General features: G+C 60.7%; 20 protein-coding genes. 8 read left to right on the top strand and 12 right to left on the bottom strand.

All coding sequences use genetic code 11. The annotated features are described in order from the left end of the window. Positions 1-3 precede the first annotated feature (3 nt). A complete protein-coding gene (locus tag GGR46_RS20160; RefSeq protein WP_183999782.1) occupies positions 4-936 on the top strand; it encodes a hypothetical protein in 933 nt (310 codons plus the stop codon). Here the strand turns inward: GGR46_RS20160 and GGR46_RS20155 are convergent. Together GGR46_RS20155 and GGR46_RS25225 are read right to left on the bottom strand one after the other, a co-directional pair. Next, positions 933-2,141, bottom strand: a complete 1,209-nt coding sequence (locus GGR46_RS20155; protein WP_183999781.1) for a hypothetical protein — start codon at positions 2,139-2,141, stop codon at positions 933-935. The two genes, GGR46_RS20160 and GGR46_RS20155, sit on opposite strands and share 4 nt — an antisense overlap. Positions 2,142-2,897: 756 nt before the next feature. Continuing rightward, entirely contained in the window at positions 2,898-3,335 is a 438-nt protein-coding gene (locus GGR46_RS25225) for a hypothetical protein (protein WP_221262867.1), read from the bottom strand. 426 nt (positions 3,336-3,761) lie between these two features. Here GGR46_RS25225 and GGR46_RS20145 point away from each other — a divergent pair, with 426 nt between their 5' ends. Further along, on the top strand, positions 3,762-4,064 hold the full coding sequence (locus GGR46_RS20145; protein WP_183999779.1) for a metalloregulator ArsR/SmtB family transcription factor: 303 nt from the start codon (positions 3,762-3,764) through the stop codon (positions 4,062-4,064). Between the two features lie 367 nt (positions 4,065-4,431). Here GGR46_RS20145 and GGR46_RS25220 read toward each other — a convergent pair whose 3' ends face one another. Next, positions 4,432-4,575, bottom strand: a complete 144-nt coding sequence (locus GGR46_RS25220; protein ID WP_221262866.1) for a hypothetical protein — start codon at positions 4,573-4,575, stop codon at positions 4,432-4,434. A gap of 475 nt (positions 4,576-5,050) precedes the next feature. Here GGR46_RS25220 and GGR46_RS20140 point away from each other — a divergent pair, with 475 nt between their 5' ends. Then, the gene (locus tag GGR46_RS20140; protein ID WP_183999778.1) at positions 5,051-7,474 is read left to right on the top strand and encodes a UvrD-helicase domain-containing protein; all 2,424 of its coding nucleotides are present in this window, start codon (positions 5,051-5,053) and stop codon (positions 7,472-7,474) included. 7 nt (positions 7,475-7,481) lie between these two features. Then, positions 7,482-8,642, top strand: a complete 1,161-nt coding sequence (locus tag GGR46_RS20135) for a PD-(D/E)XK nuclease family protein (protein ID WP_183999777.1) — start codon at positions 7,482-7,484, stop codon at positions 8,640-8,642. A gap of 13 nt (positions 8,643-8,655) precedes the next feature. On the opposite strand, the gene GGR46_RS20130 is transcribed toward GGR46_RS20135, so the two are convergent. Genes GGR46_RS20130 through GGR46_RS20095 form a run of 8 tightly spaced genes read right to left on the bottom strand, consistent with a single transcriptional unit; the run spans position 8,656 to position 15,873 of the window. Continuing rightward, entirely contained in the window at positions 8,656-9,429 is a 774-nt protein-coding gene (locus GGR46_RS20130) for an HAD family hydrolase (protein WP_183999776.1), read from the bottom strand. A gap of 4 nt (positions 9,430-9,433) precedes the next feature. Beyond that, a complete protein-coding gene (locus GGR46_RS20125) occupies positions 9,434-10,354 on the bottom strand; it encodes a hypothetical protein (protein WP_183999775.1) in 921 nt (306 codons plus the stop codon). Continuing rightward, positions 10,351-11,064, bottom strand: coding sequence for a 7-cyano-7-deazaguanine synthase QueC (queC, locus tag GGR46_RS20120; protein WP_183999774.1), 714 nt, complete (start codon positions 11,062-11,064; stop codon positions 10,351-10,353). Before queC ends, GGR46_RS20125 begins: the two co-directional genes overlap by 4 nt. Further along, positions 11,061-11,429: a 6-pyruvoyl trahydropterin synthase family protein gene (locus tag GGR46_RS20115; RefSeq protein WP_183999773.1), complete on the bottom strand. Its 369-nt coding sequence runs from the start codon at positions 11,427-11,429 to the stop codon at positions 11,061-11,063. Before GGR46_RS20115 ends, queC begins: the two co-directional genes overlap by 4 nt. Before the next feature lie 4 nt (positions 11,430-11,433). Next, positions 11,434-12,489 (bottom strand): DGQHR domain-containing protein DpdB, encoded by a 1,056-nt coding sequence (dbpB, locus tag GGR46_RS20110; RefSeq protein ID WP_183999772.1) that lies wholly within the window; start codon positions 12,487-12,489, stop codon positions 11,434-11,436. Beyond that, positions 12,486-13,847 (bottom strand): tRNA-guanine transglycosylase DpdA, encoded by a 1,362-nt coding sequence (gene dpdA, locus GGR46_RS20105; RefSeq protein WP_343058265.1) that lies wholly within the window; start codon positions 13,845-13,847, stop codon positions 12,486-12,488. The genes dbpB (GGR46_RS20110) and dpdA overlap by 4 nt, the downstream gene beginning before the upstream one ends. Beyond that, complete coding sequence (gene dbpB, locus GGR46_RS20100; RefSeq protein WP_183999771.1) at positions 13,766-14,875, bottom strand: DGQHR domain-containing protein DpdB; 1,110 nt, start codon at positions 14,873-14,875, stop codon at positions 13,766-13,768. The genes dpdA and dbpB (GGR46_RS20100) overlap by 82 nt, the downstream gene beginning before the upstream one ends. Further along, complete coding sequence (locus GGR46_RS20095; protein WP_221262865.1) at positions 14,872-15,873, bottom strand: hypothetical protein; 1,002 nt, start codon at positions 15,871-15,873, stop codon at positions 14,872-14,874. Before GGR46_RS20095 ends, dbpB (GGR46_RS20100) begins: the two co-directional genes overlap by 4 nt. A gap of 259 nt (positions 15,874-16,132) precedes the next feature. Between GGR46_RS20095 and GGR46_RS20090 the strand changes: the two genes are divergently transcribed. Continuing rightward, positions 16,133-17,617 carry a ParB N-terminal domain-containing protein gene (locus GGR46_RS20090; RefSeq protein WP_183999769.1) on the top strand — a complete coding sequence of 495 codons (1,485 nt, stop codon included), beginning with the start codon at positions 16,133-16,135 and terminating at the stop codon, positions 17,615-17,617. A gap of 3 nt (positions 17,618-17,620) precedes the next feature. Continuing rightward, complete coding sequence (locus tag GGR46_RS20085) at positions 17,621-18,469, top strand: hypothetical protein (RefSeq protein WP_183999768.1); 849 nt, start codon at positions 17,621-17,623, stop codon at positions 18,467-18,469. 353 nt (positions 18,470-18,822) lie between these two features. Here the strand turns inward: GGR46_RS20085 and GGR46_RS20080 are convergent, their stop codons facing one another. Beyond that, a complete protein-coding gene (locus GGR46_RS20080; RefSeq protein ID WP_183999767.1) occupies positions 18,823-19,014 on the bottom strand; it encodes a DUF6771 family protein in 192 nt (63 codons plus the stop codon). Between the two features lie 634 nt (positions 19,015-19,648). Between GGR46_RS20080 and GGR46_RS20075 the strand changes: the two genes are divergently transcribed. Further along, on the top strand, positions 19,649-20,176 hold the full coding sequence (locus GGR46_RS20075) for an SMI1/KNR4 family protein (RefSeq protein ID WP_183999766.1): 528 nt from the start codon (positions 19,649-19,651) through the stop codon (positions 20,174-20,176). Positions 20,177-20,397: 221 nt separating this feature from the next. Further along, positions 20,398-20,739, top strand: coding sequence for a hypothetical protein (locus tag GGR46_RS20070; protein ID WP_221262864.1), 342 nt, complete (start codon positions 20,398-20,400; stop codon positions 20,737-20,739). Positions 20,740-20,888 lie beyond the last annotated feature (149 nt).

Below are 20,888 nucleotides of genomic sequence, written 5' to 3'. Positions count from 1 at the left end.
AAATTGGAACCCCAACTCGTCGACAAGCTATCCCGCCTGCGTCCCCGCACCTGGGAGCAGACCATCGCCCGATATGATGCCGTTGAAGAATATTTTGCGATACCTAATGCTGGGCATGCAGAGGTGCAGACTTGCGCATCGAAGCTCGGCGTCAACGAGCGAACATTTTACCGCCTGATTGCCGACCGGCGGAAGCATCCCGCCGGCCGAGGTCGGCCGAACTCTCGAAGGCAGATCAAGAAGGCTCCGCGGAAATCACTGCGCTTTGTCGATCCGCAGGTGGAAGCGGTCATTGCAGAAGCGATGCTGACCACCCCTCGGCCTTGCCGGATCGCTGATATCCACGTTACCGTGCTGCATCTATGCGCAGAGCGTTGTATCGCTCCACCCCCGTTCGAAACAGTCAGGCGCCGGTTTCGGACGCCCCGGGGTTCACGCGTAGAACCTCGTCCCGATCTCGACCGGCTAATACTCGACACGTGCAAATTCGACTTCTCGGTTGGCGATACAAACGGCCGCAACGCCCCCGCCGTGATCGTTGCGCTGGTGCATCCGAGCTCACGAACGGTGATCACCCACGAAATATTCTGCGGGCCACCGAGCGCGGCAGAAATCGGAGCCTTCCTGAGCAAGGCGGCGCCAGAGATCGAAGGGAGGTCGATTACTGTCAGCTTCGCCCTGCGCGACGAGGTTAGCGCGCTGAAAGCCCTACTGGCTCCAGCAGGCGTTTCGGTACTCCCGGACTCGTATCATCTGAGCGGAGCCGCGGATATCACAGGGCCAGGGGAGGCTCTCCTTCACGTCTTCGGACTTCGCATCGGTCCAATCGCGATTCTGAGTCGCAGCCTTCGCTCCGCGACCTTGCCAACAGCGGGCAATCTGGAGGTTGCGAGGGCCGTCTGCGCCAAGCTGATCGATTCCTATCATCCGAGTTAGAAGTCGGGCGGCTCGGCGTTCGGGTCCAGCTGGTCACGTGCTGCGAACTGTTCAGCCTCGATCGCCTGATGAACCGGTTCGAGAAGCCCCTCGAATTCCTTGAGCACGCGCCACATGCGCCGGTCGCGCACAGCACTTAACGCCGCCGGAGAGATGCCGAGGGTTTGAAGCCGCTTTCTGTTCCACGACTCAACGGCCAGATCGAGCCGTTTGCTGGCTTCCTCATAATCGACACCCGGATCCTCTACTGGCCGAGGTTCTGACCTGAATGATTGTCTCGGCGACAAAATGTAGGGACCTAAGCGATCACCAATGATTCGCATGATCTCGGACCCGTGCCGCTTCGACCCTTCACTCACGATCTTCAGGCGGGCCTTGTTCTTTGCAGAGCGCGCCTTCGCTTCGGCCAAAGGCACGAGGTGCTCGAGGAATGGGGACGCCACCCACGTCAAATGACCGAGACCGCCGGCAATGGTGATCTCGAATTTTCGCAACTCCGGTATCACCGTTGAGGCAGCATTTGCACGAGCGATCAGCAGGCCAAAATCCTGCATCCTCGGACTGCTGGTCAGGCTAGCGCCGATGATCAGCCCTAACCCCTCATCCATCAGAAGCGTAACGATAGAGGGAAGCGATTTGCCCTCACCAACAGTTATGTTGATGTTGATCGCGGTTTGGTCGAGCGCAAGCCTCGAGCCGAATGTCGCTGATGAAGGCGCTTGCCCGCTTGCGCGCAACTGCAAGACCCGCTGGCGAACAGAATATTGTGTCGGTGCAGGCAGGCCAAGTTCGGTACATCGCGCCACGACCGCCGCCTCCAGGCTTGCCTGGCTGGCACGAGGGTTCTCCCTCAACCGGGAAGCCAGAACCTCCTCGGCAGCGGGATCCAGTCCATCCCGCGCGACCTTGGGTCGCTCGGTTCGATAGGTTCCCGGCGTCAGCCCCTTCACCGGCCCGAACTCACGCAACCTGGCAAGCAGGCGGTATACCTGCCGCTGCGAGCTGCCCAACGAGACAGCCGCCGTGTCGATCGCCGTGGACAGGCTTGCTCCGTCGCCAACACATCTGTCGAGCACCCGCAGCCGATTCTCGACGATCTGAGCTTTCTCCTCGGGAAGCGCCTTGAACGCGAGCAACTCGTCAGCCGGATTTCCGCCCGCAGCCAAATGGCGGGCAATCAGCAAAAACAGGTCCACATCGGCCATTTTTAAGCGCCTCAAAAAAGATTCTAGAGCCTGAAAGGTATTATGGCTCTAAGAGCTTGAGACCGAATTGGTCAATAAGAATCTGTTTGACAGCGTCTATTGTTGGACATCATCATTGCGCCAAGTTTCCAATGACGAGGCCACGATGTTCCGACTGTCTATAGCCGATTGCGCGCCCCGTGCTCCGCCCCAGCGGGGTCACATCCCCGCATTGCGCGACGCGGCCGGGAGTTCGGCATCTTCTGATCTGAAGAGTTGACGCCGTCCGCAGGCGCCGTGGGAACTGAGCAAAACATCAGTGTGGAATTCATCCATCGTGCGGCGACGTCGCGCGAAAGGGAGAGCTTTGCCTTGAAAAGGGGCCACCATATGAGCGACGACAATTTTCCGACTGCGACGGGCGGCTTGTGCTCGCCCAGCCTCACTACCGCGGCGACCAGCTGCGACACCTCGTCGGGCTCGGATCAACATACGAAACACTCGGATCCGCACGGGTCACCGCAGCGCCTCAGCCATTCGACCGCTTCCTCGTAGTCGCCTAACGGTGTCAATAGATGCCGATGAACGTGGCCGGCCATCTGGGTCGCATCATGCCGGCTTTCGGACCAACTGGAAGCTCTTTCCGGACACCTATTGCTCAAGAATCAGGATAAAAAGTGAGGAATAGAAGCACTCCTATTCCTCACCAATCAGTCCTCTTCCAACGCTAGATGGTACCGGTCGATGGCGCAGCGACCGCACTTTGCGGGCTCGACATCATTTGACGAAGCGCTGCTCAACCTGGAAGTCGAGACCTGCTGCAATGGAAGAGGTGGGATCTTTCGACGCCAACGCGAGCACGTGCGCCATGGCATCTGACACCATTGCGCATGCCATTGGCTCACTCCAGTCGAAGCCGATGCGCACAATCGCTTCGTCCACGAGCGTCGGCCCGCAGCGCAGGCGAAGGCGTTCGCGCACCTCAATAGCGCTGCGTGCAATCATCGCACCGAATATCTGTACGTGGCCTGGGCACAGTTCCGTGGAAATCACGAACGTGTAGAGCGCCGGTCCTTCGTCTTTGCGACGCGCGCCAGGACGTGGCCGAACCGGCGGTCTGTACCTGCCTCCCGGAATCGGCACTTGGGGCCGGGGCACTCCCGCCATTGCGGAAGGCGAACAATCCAGGCCAAGCGCCAACTCATGAAACAGCATGGCTGTCGTAAACCCGTGCTGTGTTCGACACGCATCTAGCGGGGCGCTCCCATCGAAGAGCGCTTTTGGCGTAGTCAGCCACTCGACCGGATCCTTGCCGATCCTTTCGCGAACAAACCTAGCACCAGTCTCCGCAGCAAGACGCACGACCCGCTCGAATATTGCGGACCGCGGCAAAGCCAATGATTCCTCGATAAAGTTATCTTCGACAGGTCCGAAAAAAGGTGGTCGATATCCACCTGCGCCCTTTTGCCGAATCTCGCATGACGATGTTGCCATATCCATCCCCCACTCCGCCACGACGGCGGCCAGAAGATCACGTAGACCGCCATCATTATATTTCGGTATATTCCGAATTTACGAAACGTTTACCGCCCTCGTGTGATGCCGCTGGCAGCCGGACGGGAGGTCGAGTAGAGTTCGCTCGTGCAGGAGAACACAGCTGTCTCCGCATTTGCCGCGCTCTCGCTCGAGACGCGTCTTCATGCGGTGCAACTACTCGCGAAAACCGGTGCCGACGGCTTGGCCGCGGGTGAAATCGCGCGTCGTTTGAATATCCCTCAGTCTACACTGTCCGATCACCTCGGCGTGTTGACCCGCGCGGGCCTGATCAGTTCAGAACGCCGCAGCCGTTCCATCATCTATCGCGCGGACGGGCAAATCCTGGAAGAACTTGGGGAATTCCTCCACCAGATTTCCTTACAAGGCGGAAACTCCCACAAAGCCTAATTTGACGGGGCCTTTTTCCACCTAGCTTGGATGTAAAACTAGGTGCTCATTCCGGCCGCGCAGCAGACCCGACTCAGCGGGTGCTCGCGATGAGCGCGGGCTTGCGGTCGAAGCCCGCCGGCCGTTCGCATGGCGAGAAATTCATGTCGAAACCCATAACCGGGCGCGCGAAGATGCCATCTGGCTGTGGTCGAGATCCTAGTATCCGAGCCGCTCGCGAGCCTGAGCCTTCATCGGCTCATCGTCAGCCTTCGGGTATGTCTTCAACAAATTGCATATATAACTCCAAGCACCGTGAGATTTAATCCTCAAAGGGTCCGTCCGCAAGTCGGGCGTAAGCGGGTGGCATTGCGGTCGCCCACCGCCACTAGGGAACGTCCCGCTTCGCCAGCACGTCCAGGAGGACTTGCTTGCTTCTAGTGCGGCGGGTGCCGGAGTTGCGCGGCATGTTAATTGGGCCCACCTCCTCAAGGCGACGCTCCAGATCGCGCTCGAAATCTTCAAGCGACATGCGCGAACGGCCGTCATTGGTCTTAGGCGTTCTCATAGCCAACGAGAAATTTACCGGCGGTTCTTGTTCAAGACAACTCATGGCAACCCACGGCTCGTTATTTTCGCCGTAGTTTCCGGTCGTTCGCATTAAGTAACCGGACAGGGGTCGGGAGGGGCAGCTTTGCGCCCTGATTGCTGCTGTTCGAGACTGCAGCGAGATCTCTAGAAGCAGCCATCTGTAAGTTATGCACTCCGCTTTGTCTTAGCCGCGCTCGCTGGCAAGCGCTCCATGCCTTGCCGCGTAGTGAGCAGGTACCGGCTGCGTCAACAATGGTATAGAGGATCACGCATGGCCTCCCACGGATTTTGGGATGTATTGGGTTCGTCTCGCAAGCGAGATACTAGCCGCATTCGGATTTCCACGTATTAGGAACAAGTGGACCGACGATATCTGCTCGCGTCGAGCACATCATGTCTCTTGGGGAGGGGCCGAGTTGACGTTCGAACAGTTTCTGGATTTGGTGGAGCGTACGCCCGATATCGCGCGCCGCCCCAACGCTGAACAGGAAGTATGCCTTGCGGCTTCGCCTGCTCGACCCACGATGATCGTCGCTGGTCCGGGTAGCGGTAAAACGACGGTCCTGGTGCTCAGGGCGTTGCGTCATATGCTGGTCGACAGGCTTGCTCCTGAACGAATCGTCATTACGACATTTACAAAAAAAGCGGCGCGCGAGATCCGCAGTCGCCTCATTGAGTGGGGCGAAGCCTTGGTTGGGCAGGCCGCGGCTATGCCGAACCTCCCGCCTGAAGATTTTGCGCTTTTTCAGCATCTCGACGTCAATCGCGTGGTCACCGGCACGCTCGACAGTATTTGCCAGGAGGCGTTGGGCTCCGATCGTCATGCCGATGAGCCGCCGCTCGTCACGCTCGAGGCCTTCGCAGCCAATGTCATTCTGCAGCGGCGGGGCCGTATCGGGCAAATCTACCGCGCAAACGAAGCGGAACTGGGAGCATTCTTGGCGCCGTTCACGATGGACGGAACCGCGCCGAATACGGTCGGCGACGCGGCCGCCGCGCTGGTACCGATCGTCGAACGCTTCATACAGGATAGAGTCGACGTGGGGGCATTTGGTGCGCTGGGCCAACCGCTGGCGCACCAGTTGATCGCCGCGATCGCTACTGATTACCGCACCTATCTGCGGGACAATAATCTGCTTGATTTCTCAAGCCTCGAAGAAGCGATGCTCCGCCGTCTGCAAGCGCAGCGAGTGCCGACACTGCTTGCCGAAACAGCGGTCGTGCTCGTCGACGAATATCAGGACACCAACGCGCTTCAGGAAGCCATCTATTTCGAACTGGTGTCGGCGCTCAATGCGTCGTTCACCGTTGTTGGCGACGACGATCAGAGTCTCTATCGCTTCCGCGGCGCGACCATCGAACTGTTTCGCGCCTTCATCGCCCGCTGCGAGGCGCGATTGGGCACAACACCGCAAGGGCCTCTCTATCTTGTAGAAAATTATCGATCGACGCCCGAGATCGTCAATTTCTTCAACGGCTTTATTCGCGAGGACCCCAATTTTGCGCCGGCCAGGATCCAACCGCCCAAGCCAGTCATCCGAGCGAATGCTGATCCATCACGCTTCCCCGTGCTCGCGATGTTCAGGCCGGACGCCGAGACGCTCGCCGATCATTTGTCCGGTTTCCTGCACGATGTGTTTCGAGGCGGAGGCTATCGCGATCCAAATGGCAACTATCCCGACGCGCTAAGAGGTTCCGCAAATGGCGGTGATCTCGGCGACGCAGTGATGCTCGGATTCAGCGTACTCGAGCAACAGCGCCCCTATTTTGGCAATCCGCCCAAGCCTCGGTTTGTTCATCATCTGCGTGTGGCGATGCAGCAGCAGAACCTGGCCATGTTCAACCCTCGCGGTCAATCGCTGCGCGATATCGAACAGGTCGAGCAGTTGCTTGGGCTAACTATTCTCGCGATCGATCCTAGCGGACGCCCCGGCGGCCAACTTTTCGAAGCCATGCCGATCACCAATGTGGCGAAGTTCTTCATGCGGCGCTGGGTCACAACCGCACAAGCATTGCTCGCCACCCGGCCGGCGGCGATTTACGGGAAGACTCTTCAGCAAGAAGTGGCCGATTGGAGCACCTTCGTCTTGGGTCAGGCGGGGGAGAAAGCGTCCAGTCGAGACTGGCCCCTGCTCGACGTCATTTACGGCCTAGTTCCGTGGATCCCGCATTTCGAGGAGGATCCCGAGGGCCAGGTCTATCTGGAGGCCATCTCGCGCGCCGCCGGACAGGCAGCCGGCTTCTCAGCGTATTCGGGAAAGCTCGTCCGACCAGCGAGCATCAGCGACGAAAACGACCATGGGCGGTTGAGCGTCCTTTCCGTGCTTCGAGATGTCATCGCGCCAATCGCCGAGAATGTCATCGACGTGGACGAAGAAATTATGCCGAGCGTCCCGCGCGATCGGCTCAACGTCATGACCATCCACCAAGCCAAGGGCCTCGAATATCCGCTCGTTATTGTCGATGTCGGCGCGGATTTCTCGACCAACTCCCCCAAGAATCGGTTCCGCCGATTTCCCGATGCACCGTCCGCCACCGCCCAAATCGAGGACGTGCTGGCGCCCTTCACGCCGGATCTTGGCGCGCTTCGCATGGCGCGTTCGGCATTGGATCGCAGCTTCGAAGATCTCATCCGACTTTATTATGTGGCGTTTAGCCGCCCGCAATCGGTGCTGATGCTCGTCGGCTGCGACAAGATGCTCAAGTGGAACTCGACCATCAAGCACGTCGCCACCGGTTGGCGGCAGGACGACAGCTGGGCGTGGCGCGATACCTCGCCGCCTTATACCGGCCGGCGCCCACCAGCCGTCGTCACCCCACCGTCGATACAATTCGTTTGAGGTTGTCATGGAACTGCCGATCAAGCGCCCCGACCGCATCGTCCCGGACTATAGCTTGACCGGCGACGTCCTGTCCTTTTCGCGCTGCCAACGCAGCTATCGCTATTATAACGGTTCCTCGCTGCCGCCGTCCCGGCCGGTGCAGATGTGGTATGGCGAGTTCATTCATGGGATGATGGAGCGCACGTTCCGGCTCTGGCAGGACCGTGGCGGACTCCCGTTTCCGCTCCATTATTCACCGATCAACGAGCGCGAAATGCCGAGCGAGCCGTCCGCCGAACTCGATCCGCTTGACCTGCGTGCGATCGGCTGGCCGATCGAGCAATCGCTAGCGCACCAAGGCAAGTTCGCGCGCAGTGCCGACGCGCGAATATCTGCCTACGAACGCGCCGAAGCGGCGATTAACCAGCTCGGACCGCACCTCTTCCCGCTGATCGACGTCGCCGAGCGCAAGGTCTTGGGCACGCGGCCACTGCCGGCCTCAGAGAATGAGGCGGCCGAGCGTGCCGGGCGCTATGTTCTGCAGGGGATCATCGACGTGCTTGGCCATGCCCAACTCGGCGAGCAACCCTCGGACAATCCATTGAAGCGTGCGATCATCGCCGCGTATCCGGACCTCGATGGCGAGTATGAGATCATCATCGACTATAAGGGCTCGCGGCGGCCGCGCATCGATGACGATCCACGCGGTGACTGGAAGCTCGGCGAGTGGCAAGTCCAGACCTACGCCTGGCTACGCTCGCAACAAGTCGATGCAAGGCCGGTCGCGGCCGGCATTCTCATCTATGTCAGCGAACTCGCCCCAGGTTCCAAGGAAATGAGTATGCTGCGTGCCGAGATGCGCGGCGGGTTGACCGACGTCGTGCCGGAAGTCGGCACCGCCGACTATTATCAGATCAACGGCTGGGCCCCAGGGACGCAAGGCGACTTAACGCCCGAGTTCCGGCTCGCCCGCGCTATTCGCGTCATTCCGGTCACGGCGGAATCAATGATTGAAGCGACTACGATGATCGACGGTGTGGTCAGGACGATTGAGGACTGCGTCGCGCACGAGCGGCAAAGCATGCAAATCAAGCAGTCCTGGCCTGCCGACAGCAACGACCGGGATGCCTGCGTCGCATGCGACTTCCGCGTCTCGTGCGAGCGAAATAATGCCACAAATTGGTGAGTAAGCGCTGAAACTATTCCGCGGCAATGTCACTTGGCGTGATGGTATGCGCAATGATCCAATCGACCGCCGCATTGAAACTGTCGGCGACATAGCCGGCGCCGCGCCCGGCATCCTCTCGCAGCCATTTGGGTCGGAATTTGCTGGGGACAAGCACGCCAACGCACCCGGCGGCGACTGCCGGCGCGATATCGCGGTCGGGCTGGTCCCCGACGACGAAGACCGGAGACGGTGCGAACCGCTGACGCTGGCGCGCAAACTGCTCGAGCGTCTTGGTCGCTTCACTGACGCCTTGCACAAGTCCTTCGATCCCCAGGACCCGCGCGCGATCGCGCTGGCGACCGGCAGCCCCCTCGCTGAGGATCCAGACGGGGATGGCCGCGGCGCGAGCAGCGGTCAGCCCGTTGACTACACCGGGCATCAGCTGCGGCACTGCTCCCAACGCGTTGCTGTAGCCCGCCACGATCGCATCCACGTCGCACGCGGCGAGGATCGACGGGCCACCTGCCATCACACGCCGTGCCGCCGCCTCAGAATCGAGCCCGTTCGCCCCCAGCGCCAGCGCCCGGACGAGCATCGCCGGAGGATATCTGAGGTGCCGATGATCGAGCGCCGCCAGGGCCTGATCAAAGTCGCGGATATAACCGAGCGCATCGTCACGCGGTGCCGTACCAATCAATGTGTCGATCGCCGATAGCATGCCGAGTTGTGCACCGGCGAATACCGCGTCGGTATCCCACAACGTATTGTCGGCGTCGGCCAGGATGACTGGGGAGGAACTGCTCATCGGCCTACTTGTCGAAGACCGCAAGAACGTTGAGATCCATCCCTGCCTTCAGTATACCGACCAACCGGACGCCCTGCCGAAAGCCGCGCCGCACCAAATTATACGCAAAGACGCCGGTATAATATTTTCCGCCCGCTACCAGATGTAGGTGCATCGCATCACCGGCGGCGCCAATCGGCATGCGGAAATCAATCCAGCCCAACTTGCCGTTCGTCGCCGAGGTTTCGACGATTTCCATCGCGATCCGTGACTGGAATTTCTCCGCCAAAGCGAGCCAATAGGCCCGTCGTTCTTCGTTTGGCGCGCCATCGGGGGGGTAGACCGGCTTGTCGCTGGCGTCGCTCCATTGGGTATCGATGAACTTTTGATAGAGAAGTGCGGTGCCGCCGCCTTCGAGCTCGCACGCCATGGGAATGATCGGCGTATTGGCCGGGATATCGACAAACGCCAGCATCCGGGGCGGATTCACCGCGCTGCTTTCGAGATCGGCGATCGTCAACCGATCGCCGGAAAAGCTGGTTGCGGTGCCGTCTGTATCGATGAAAACGATCCGGTCGGGATGATTGCTCAGATAGACCAAGGCGATCTCTTCAAGCCGCCGCCCCGCAGTGTCTACCCTGATCTCTGTATGCGTTGTTGACCGCGTGCTCTTGATGCTCGTCTCGTGCTCGCCGCTGACTTGGCCGCGCAGTTTGAGCGCGCCGGTGAGGAACGACAGGCCGAGATCGTAGCTCGCTTCCGCTTCACCGCCAAGCAGCCGACGGCGCGCATCTTCGCTGACTTCGCCAACTTGGCGGCTCTGCACTTCGTAGGAGGGCCGCACCAAGGCGTCGAATAGCCGCGCGGTGAGAGCTTCATCAACGAACAGCGGCGCATCTAGCAGCCATTGCAGCCGCTGCTGTGCTTTGGAGTTGCCGGTCGTCATGTCGGAGGCCTTCCCGAATAATTGCGCCATCCAACGGCCCGCAGCTCGCAGGCGGGACATGAACCACATCCGTACCCCCATTCATAAAGCTGCGTCCGATCGCCCTGATAGCAGCTGTGGCTCTCGGTGCGAATGATCTCGACCAGGGTATCGCCGCCAAGGTTGTACGCGAGCCGCCAGGTCGCTTCCTTGTCGATCCACATCAGCGGCGTGTCCAGGACGATGCGCGAAGCCATACCAAGATTGAGCGCCGCCTGAAGTGCCTTGATCGTATCGTCACGGCAATCGGGATAGCCCGAATAGTCGGTCTCGCACACGCCCGTGACGACATGCTTGAGCCCTCGTTGATAGGCGACGATCGCAGCGAGAGTCAGGAAGATCAGGTTGCGCCCGGGCACGAACGTCGTCGGCAGCCCGTCGTCGCGCATGCCGATGTCGATATCGCTGGTCAGCGCGCTCAAGCTCATCTCGCCAAGCACCGCCAAATCGATGATGCGGTCGGGGCCGAGCCGCGGTGCCCAGGCCGGAAACGCATCGGCGATCTGTGCGCGCAGCGGCGCGCGCACCTTCAGTTCGATTTCGTGGCGTTGTCCATAGTGGAACCCGATCGTCTCGACGCGGTCGAAGCGGTTGAGCGCCCAGGCGAGGCACGTCACAGAATCCTGTCCGCCGGAAAACACGACCAACGCGGAAGAGTCGGCGTTACTCATCCCATACCCTCTTGATAGCTGCACCGGTCGCCCTGGCTGTCGCGGAACACCTCGACCCGATGAAGCCCGGGGACGCTATCGGCGAGCGTACGCCAGATCCAGGCGCACAGATTCTCGAGCGTCGCCGGGCCGAGACCAGCCACGTCATCAAGCAATCGATGGTCGAGTCCCGATCTCGCCGAGTCGAGCGAGCGCTCGAACAAGGTGAGATCGATCAGCATGCCCGTCTCGGGATCGGGGGTGCCGCGTACAGTCACTTGCGCCCGATATGAATGGCCGTGAACACGCAGACTACTTTCGGTCTCCACAGAGCGGTGGAGCGTGTGTGCTGACTCGAACCAGAAGGTCTTGGTCAATTCCCACATGGCGTCACGCCGCCGCTGGCGCCGCGCGCCCGGCCCGACGCAACAACCGCACGACATGGTGCGAGAGCATACGATAATCGGCATTGGTGTTTTGCAGGCTGTTCCATGGACGACGCTCGGCACCAAACTCCCAGTCGCCCGAACTCCAGTGCATGTGGCCACGCAGATGCTGGAGCCATCGCTCGAATCCGCGTCGGTCAGTTTCGCCGTAGCGCCCGGCGATCTCGTCCATGGCGAAGCCCATCGCAATCAAGCCAGTCCCGTGGAGCAGCCGCGACGTCTTTGAGGTGTGACCATCCCAGTCCGACGCAAACACGCTGCGCAGCGCAGCGAAAAAGTCGCTAACAATCGCCTTGCCGTCCAGCAGCAGTTGCTCGCCATCGAGTGACCGCAGCGCCCCATCGCGCAGCGAGTTCATCAGCAACTTTTGCATCAACGTGTCCTTGATGATCCCGTCCGGATTGGTCTGTTGATGGATCATGCCGTGGAGCGAGGACGTCGGGTCGTAGTTGAGCGCTTCGATAAGCAGTGCGGCACCAGCCCGGTCCGACAGCCGGTGCGGCAGGCCGGTGACGCCAGGAAGCAGTTCGTAGATCAATGGTTTGGAGAGCGGCCGCGTGTTATTGATGAGGATGAATTGACGATTCAGTTCGAGCATGTCTTCGCAGATAAAGGCGGCGACAGGCATCTCGAAGCATTTGTCGTCGAGCCCCGCTGCGGCGCACAGGCGTTGCTGGCCATCGACCACCCATCCGGGCGCACCATCCTTGACCGTCACCTGCAAGGTACCATCGACATAGCGGGCATGCTCACTCGAAAAGGCGATCACGATCGAGTTGGGCAGCATTGCCTCAGGGGTCGCCAGATAATCGCGGATTTCACGGATATGCGACGCGATTTGAGGGCGCTGAAATCCGCTCAGGCGCCCTTCCTCGTTACGGCCGATCCGTTCGATCCGCGCGACGTCCAGGATGCGCGACGCGGTCGCCGTGAAGCAAACGACGCGCGGCCCGGCAGCTTGCCTGGGAGAAATGGTGGGAGAGAAGACAGCTTGGTTCATGCGGCTATTTTTCCTGCGGCAGCCGAGACGTTGAGCTGCTCGTAAAATACATGGAGATTGTGCATCCCGCGGCGCTTGTTGCGGTTGGACGAGCGGAAGATCACGACTTCGACCCCGATGTCCTGGCAGACGCGGCAGCGGCATTCTTCCCAAGGACGATCGCGCAGCGTCGCAAGGTAGGCCTCGCGCAGCTTGGCCAGCCGTCGTTCGTTTTGGGTGTCGTCGTGTCCGTCTTCGCGCAGCGCGAAGCGGCTATAGGCGAGGACGGTGTCGACCGCCGTCTCGACGCTAGTCTTGTGCGCCGCGAAATTTCGGACCTCCTCAAGGGCCGCACTCTCGAGCCGTTGCAACGCGTCCTGGTCGACCGTTCCCTTGCGCGACGCTCGTTTGACCCGATTGTTCTCGATCGCCTGCGGAATGCGGATCGCCATATGATAGGCCGTCTCACCGCCCGGCCCGACCGAATAATAATTGCGCTTGGCGTCCTTGAAGGCGCGCAGAAGCGGCGAGGTCGTATCGAAGCTCGTCACATTGTGGGCGGCGAGCCGGTCGAGATCGTCGACCTTGCCGAAGCCAAGAACATGAAGCCGTGTGCTGTCAGGGACGGCGGTGCGGATCGCGGTCAGAGCCCGATCGATCTGGTCGATCCGAAGCGGCACCATGCCGCCTATGGCAAGATAGTCATATCCCATCTTCACCAGCGACCGCGCCGCCTCAGCCATGCTCCGCGGCGACCAGCCTTGCACCACACCGAGCGGTGTGAACGATGGGCCGAGCCAAACGGCGGCCCGGCGAAATTCGTCCGCCAACTGAAGCGTCAGGTCGTAGCGTTGCTTGGCAACGTCGCTGGGCGGCCCTTCCGCTTCGTCGAAGTCGAAGATCAGATGATCGACCGAGCAGCCGTGCGTGAAGCGGCCATCCTCATAGAAATCGATCGTGTCTTCGACCGTATAAGGCGGGACGGCATCGTTGCGATAGGTGAAGGCGCCATTGTCGCCCACGATCATCGTGCCGGGAAATCGCGATTCCGGATAGCGCAAAAAGGCGCGAGCGCCCTCGCGCCCTAGCCGCAATGCCTGCGCTTCGGAATATTTGCCGCCGCCGCGCGTGCCCCCGACTATGCCACGCGAGACGAGAAGGCCGTCATAGGGGGCGGTTTCGAGATATTCATGCGGATATTCGTCGTCCTTGTGCGCGCGCCGGCCTGGCACCGAGCGGTCCTCGATGAAGTCGTACTCGGGATCGACGAAGTCGAGCGCATCGGAATAAAGGAATTTCATGCCGCTTCCAGCCGCACGGTGTCGCGCTCGATCGCGATCAGCAGATTGGACAGCGCCCGGATATCCTTGGAAACGCACTGAATGTCGTTCCAGTCTCGATCAAGCGCCGCCCAGCGACCATCGGTCCAATGGCAATAGGGCGCGATGCGCCGAAGCACGGCGCTGGCATACGCCCGGCCATTACCGTCGTCGGCGCGGCTCATGATCTGGTCCATCAGCACGCCCATTGCCGCAAGCCCCGCGCCGTGCATCAACCGCGAGCGCTCGGGGGGTAGCCCCCAGGCGGCGGGAAACACGTCGCGTACCGCCCACCAGAAATCGGCCATGACGCGGTACATGCCGTCGACGTCGGCGCGACCATCGGGGAGCGTGTGGACCGCGAGCGAGCCGCGCGGGTCGTTCATGCTGCGACGGATGAGGTTGGTGATGTGCGAGTCGGTCACGATCGCGCCGGTGCCCGCTTCAGATGGGCGCCGGATGAGTTTGTGAAAGGGAGAATCGGCCGAATCATTGAGGACCTTGCACAAGGCGCTGGGCACGCGGCGCGCCATAAGGTCACGCGGAAGCAAGGTGCCGACCGAGGGCAGCAATTCGTCTATCAATCGCCGGTCGAGCGGCTTGGCCTTGTTGACCAGGATGAACTGTTCGCGGTGGACGGCAATGTCGCCGGAGACGAACGCGACCACTGGGACCGGCAAGTCGGCGCAGCCCGACTGGCCCAGCGCGAGCGCACGCTGCTGCCCATCAACAATCCACCCCGCCTTGCGCCCCGCACGCACCGGTATCGAGAGCACCCCGGCCTCGCTGTTCGCATCGGCCTTCCGGTTCTTGGTCCCGCGCTTGCCGGCAAAATGCACGCCGGGTGCCAATGCAAGGATTACCGCGTTGGGAAAGAGCACGTCCTGCCGGATGAGATAATCGGCGATCTGCCGGACATGAGCCTTGATCTCCGGGCGCTGGAATCCGGCAATCTCCGCCTGATCGTCGCGGCCGATGCGCGCGATATCGGCAATCTCCAGTATACGGTCGCCACGAATGAAAAAGGCATAGACGTCGATACCGCCCTGGCGTGTGCTGAGTGCGTGGACGTGGATGGCCGGAGTCATGCTACACCCTCCAGGATGACTTGCCGGTACAGGTTGGCGAACCTTCTCTGCTCGCACGACACGCCCTGCACACTGCGTAGCCACGTCAGCGCCTGCGCGCTGGAGCGCACCCGCGAGCCGATGACGGTACGCAGCGCGGCCTGGATGCTGGCGTCGTCAGCGCGGCGCTGCGGCGAGCGCACTCTCGGCGCGGGCGCGCCGGCCAGCCGGCGCTCGACCATGTCGACGTGTTCGCGGGTGCTCGCCCCGAAGTCGGCGTAGTGCATGAAGTCATCGAGCGCTCGGGCGGCAAAGTCGGTACGGGTTCCGGCGCGTCCAGCCGTTTCCAGTCGCGCATCGTAGGGCATAAATGATGCCGTCAATTCGACGGGCAAATGCCGGTCGAGCGACAAGCCGAAGAGTCGGAGGCGTCCCGGCCACTCGCGCTCGATAGCCAGCAGATCGTCGACGACAAGGTCGAGATAGGCTTTGGATAAGGCCAAGAGCACCAGACCGTGCTGGCGCGCTGCACTGGGGAACTCGCTGGCAAACGGCCCTTGCTGAACCGCGCGCCACCACGCGCGCGCGCAAAAGTCGCCGGCGATCCGGTCAGTGACCGAGCCAGGTTTTCCCGGCCGGACCGTCAGATCATAGCCCGGCACCGCGATTTCGCCACGGACGAACCCCAGCCCGGCGGAAAGAATGGCCAAGCTTGCCCCTTTCTGTTCGGCCGCCGACCGGACCAGACCGAAGGCGCGGCCGCAATAGAGATCCTTGGCGGGTACTAGATGCCGCTCGCGCTGTAGCAGCGCGGTCCATTCTTCGGCGACGCGCAACTGGCTGGAGATGGCGAGGCGCTCGGCAGTCGCCGCTCCGCGGACGCGCTTCCCTGCCGAACAAGTCGCGACGACTAGAACGTCACGCCAAGATGTGGCCGATTGCGCCGAAACTGTTGGCGCGACGTTCCGAACCGGATGAGAAACTGTGTTCAAGATACGGTGCCCCGATGCCAGCTTCACACCATATCCGCGCCTAGGTGGTCGGTGCGGTGCTTAGCTAACGCGCGCCGCCCCCTCGTGTCAATTGCTACATGCTGCAGTTTTGGCGGCGTTCCGGACAAACCACTGTGCAGTTTCGCCTTGCTCAATTCGGTTGCTTTCGCGCTAGCGCCTCCCGTGCAGAGGGTTATGAGTGGAATATCGATCGGGGCGGCGGCATGTCTGACGGCTATACCCCCGACCGGACATAGCGGATATTTCCGGGCCGCCTGGAGTGAATATGCCGAATTTGATCTACCAATATAACGCGCAGCGCTTTCGTCCACGCGCGGACGGCGAGCAGGAATTATTGCTGTTCGTGGCGCCCGCAGCCGACATCCGCACTTGGGCGGGCGTTCCGCGCAAAGCCTTTGATTACCAGCACGGCTTTCAGCGCACGCTCAATCCCGCGCGGGTGAAGGACGTCGCGCAATACTTTCGTGAGAGCCCCCGCAATATTTCACCAACCTCGGTTGTCGTAGGCTTCACGGGCGCGGTCGAGATGAAGATCCTCGGTGAGGAACTTGACGGAATCGAGCCCGTGCAAGTCACTATTACACTTCCCGACTATACTAAAATGTCAATCGAAGAGCTGACCGCAACCGTGGTGGGCGAGCTTCGCATGCGGATACCCGACGAGGCAGGCAAGGTCGATCAGGACCTGGAAAATCGAATCGCTGACGCAGTGAGGCTTGAGGATGATGAGGCTGTTGACAGCTCCTTCGGCATCGCCACCGGTAGTGAGGAGAATACGGATTCCGATTCCGGGCTCGATAGCATAGCCGACGCACATTCCTATCTGGCTGACTTCTATGCCCAGCTGCGAGGGTTTCAGGAGAAGGCCATTACCTGGCCAGACGAGCGACAGCTCCGCGAGGTATTGTATTCAATTCTTCGGCCGGCGATCATCGTTGATGGCCAGCACCGCGTCTTTGGTGGTGCGGTGGCGGATCCGGATATGCGGTTTGCGATATGCGCACTGCCCGGATCGAGCTGGGCCGAAAGCGTCTACCAGTTCGTGGTGATCAATCAGAAGGCTAAGCCGATCAAGCCCGCCTTCTTGAGTTCTATTATCGCAACATCGCTGAACACTACTGAAATAGCCGAGGTCTATGATAGGCTTCGCTCGTCACGGATCGACGTGGTGCGCGCCGAAACGATGGAGCGCGTCAACACCGATCCATCGTCGCCGTTTCGCAGCACGATCGACTTTGAAGTCGAGGGCTCGCCCGGCTTTTTACAGTTTCCCGGCATGGCTCGACTGGTTCGAGACTTTCAAAACATTCCGCGCTCGGCGCCGGTGCTTCTCCCAAATGGCGAATGGGACGAGGCAGTTGAGGGGGATGCGTTGGACCAGTTCTTTGCGTTTTGGTCGGGCGTAAAAGACTATTTCGACGCAGCGGACGATCGGCTTTGGCGCCGCCCCACGGCAGATAATCCAAACCGGCTCCTGATGATCGTGACGTTGCAGGAGATGCAGGGCCTGATGCTCGACAGTTGGGCAGATAGCCGAGTATTCAAACTCGGCCTTCTGGCGGACGTCCGCGAGCAAGCTCGCCGATACTGGGATGGCTTCCCATCAACCTTTTTCACCGATGAATGGCGGCAAAAGGGGCTTCAGACATCCACCGGTCGCACCATTGTTCGAGATGCAATGCTGCAGACGCGACGAAAGCTCGGCGAAAAAAACTGGAGCCATCGCCGGCTCAAGCTTTTCTCGGATTGACCGATGGCCGCTTGGCTGGATTTGGCGCTGCTCGGCGACGAAGCGACGCTTACAAAGGCAATTCAGGATCTGGACGGCGATGGCCAGGGAGACGCGCTGCACTCTCTTGCCGAGGCTATGGGGCTGTCGGAGATGGACATTACCGCGGGCCTGATCCGCGTTCTTGTCGAGCGGGTAAGGCCGCTGGCCCTACCCGCGACCCTGTGGTCGCGCCCGATCGACTCTTCGGAAGATCCTCGGCCCCAGATCAAATCATATTTCGCCAAGAAGGGTATTCCAGCAACGAGGGAGCGTATGAGGGCGGCCTACGACCTCTATGTGCGCTTCGCCAGCGAACGCAGGGACAATGTCGTCAAGGCCGACGACCTGCGCCGTTGTGGCTTTCGGTGTGTCCACTGCGGATTAGCCTTCTGTAACGAACAACTTCAGGACAAGGTGATCACCTCTCCCTTTGGCAATCGCGGGCGCGATAAGCTGGACGCCCTCAAGCCGCATTGGAACGCCGCGGAGAAGATGCGCAAGCCAACGCATGATCATGAATGGCCGATCGCAACCTACGGTGACAACGGCCAAGCCAACCTTCGCGTCCTGTGTCACGGTTGCAATCACGGCAAAGAAAACATCCTTGCCCTCGAACAAGTCAAGGCATGGACCGGGCTGGTACCGAGGAGAGCATTTGTCGAGCCGGCGCCGTTGGATTGGACGATATTTTACGCGCAACTACGGCATTCCCCACAATGTTGCCTCACCGGTCGGACGGCAGCTGATACGGAGTTGACAGTCAGACTGATCGATCCGGAGGTGGCCGCGGTTCTCGGCAATCTTGAAACCATCGAAAGCCGCGGAATCTAGTGGTTTCCCTGCCCGCCGCCGACATGGTGCTGCCGCGCTCTAGCCGACTGGTCACCTCAGGTGCTAGACGAAGGCTGAAGTACGCGATGAGGGAGCCCTGTATGAGCTCGCGCCAGAACGAGCGACAGCTACCGTTTGGTTCTCTTTGATAGTTGCCAGTCTGCTTTCGACCCAAGAGCCGACTGGCTGCTACTGGCGGAAGCTGTCGGGCAGAAATGCGCCTAAAAGGCGATTGATCTTGCAGACATCAATGGTGCGGCCAAGGTCGGGTAGCGGCGGCAAGAAGGACACTCAGCTGGCCTTGGCCAGCCGCACCACCAGTGCCTCCGCTATTCCTAATCACGGCGACCCGCCTAGTGCTGGCGATGAACCTTTACCGTAATCGTCCTCGTCTCCGCGATCGCATTCGCGATCATCGCCGCGAGAGCATCCTCGGCCCGTTCGCGTCGTGGTGCTTCCTTTGACGCCAGGTCCAGCCGGATCCACTGCGGTGCTTGTCGCAGAACTTGGGTCAGGATTTCAGTCAGATCAGCAGTGTCGGCCATGAAGTGCAAATGCACGCCCTGGCGAACCGCATCAAGTGTCTGCGCACTGATAGCGGCCCGTTCCGCCCGATTGTCCGCCTGTGGGGCGCTGGTCGCCTGTCGGCTTCTGCCGCCCAAAATTTGGACCGCAACGGCTGAGACTGGGTGGTTAGCGGTCGTTTAAGAGGCGGAAAGTGATGCCTTGCCGATTCCGAGCGGGCCAGCATCTAATAGGCCAGAGCGAAACGTGGCTAGGTCAGCATAGTGGCAGTGGAAGACTGCATCGCACCGGGTTCTGACATCCGAAAAGTCGGTCACAGACGCTCTGACCTCAAGCAGACCCGTCGCATCAAGGGGCCTGATCGCCAACCGGATGGCTCCAGCCCATTCGCCTTCGATTGGCCGCTCCGGCGAGATTGGGAACTGTTTTAAGTCATCGATCAATGACGAGAACTCGGACGGTGGGCACCAATACTCGCCTTCCCCCGCGAAACCGCCAACACGTAGGCGCGCAAAAAGCTTCACGTCCCCGTCGTCATCTCGTTCGAAGCGCAATTTCAGGCCTGTCATGCGCCCAGCTTAAGGCATCCCGGAAATGTCCGCTATTGGGGCGTTAGCGGTTGGGCCGCTCCTAGCCGGTCAAATTGCGGCCGGAATGGCTGAGGATGGTTGTGAAGGGGACCTTTGGCCCTTCCTGAAATCCAGCTTGGGACGCTACGTAGGTAATATGAGCTTGAGCCGCTTTACCACACTCTGGACGCATCCGGATTACGCCCCGGGACCTGTCTCCGAAATTGAGCTCGAAAGCGCCGAGGGGTGCCTCGATACGAGGCTGCCCGCCGATTACCGCACCGCTGTCCGTGAAGTGGGACTGCCGCGCCCAACTACCGCGTTACTCGACGCTATCGTTGATCGAGAGCTCGACCTCAGGGACGTGAGCGAGTTCCTCAGCCCGGTTGAAATCGTATCCATCACTGAGGATTGGCGCGATTTGGGCCTGCCTGAGGAGCTTATCGCCTTCGCAACTGATTGTATGGGAAACCTATTCTGCTTTCCCGCAACGGTTGGCGCTGGAGCATTGGCCCCGGTGGTGTTCTTTGATCATGATAGCCGGACCGTGGATGTGATCGCTCCCTCATTCACCCGATGGATCGAAGAGTTTTGCCGAGTGGCACCGCATTGATTGGACGTCCGCAATTGGGACGGGAGCCGCCGTCCGCGCCGGTGTCGATCCCGCAATGGTAGCTATCGGCAGTCGGCTCCTGAAAGCAGTCGGTCTCCTGCCGGCCCAAATGCCGCCGGGCAGCTAAGGGCGTGCGCTGCCTGTGGCGCTTTTGCGTTAGTGCATCAATCTCGGCTGCATAATCGCCGGAACCTTCAGGCTTCAGCCCCACAGCCTGCGCATTGACGATCCAGGAACGGTGGGTGCTCGCGGCTTTCGATCTCCACAAGGACCGGAGACCCGTCGCTGCCTACTGGAGCGGTACCGTTCGCGAGCGGCTGGGGGATGCGGATGGTGCCATGGGTGCCTATGCACTGCTTTGCGACCGGCCCGGCTTCGATGACGAGGACATGAAAGCCAAAGCTTGCGAGCGCCTCGGCGTCCACGAACTCGGGAATGGGCAGCAAGCCGAGGCGCGCGCGCATCTTTGGCGCTCGGCCCTGCTGTCGCGCAGCGCCGCCGATGGCAGGGAATTCGATCGCAAGGTCGCGCTTATCGCCAAACTTGGTTCTTCCGCGAAATAGCTTCCCGCTCGGGTGGATCGCCGGGAAGGTGCCATCGGCTACGGGCCTCATTTCCGTCGTACAGGCCACCGGTCGGCCTTCTTCAAAGCGCTGACCGGTTTGCCAATGAACCGGCGCTTTGGTGGATCACCGCATTCGATTAACGCTTC

This window comes from Sphingomonas kyeonggiensis (assembly GCF_014196745.1).
In the GTDB taxonomy this organism is placed as follows: Bacteria; Pseudomonadota; Alphaproteobacteria; order Sphingomonadales; family Sphingomonadaceae; genus Sphingomonas; species Sphingomonas kyeonggiensis.
This window is presented reverse-complemented; position numbering and strand designations above follow the sequence as displayed.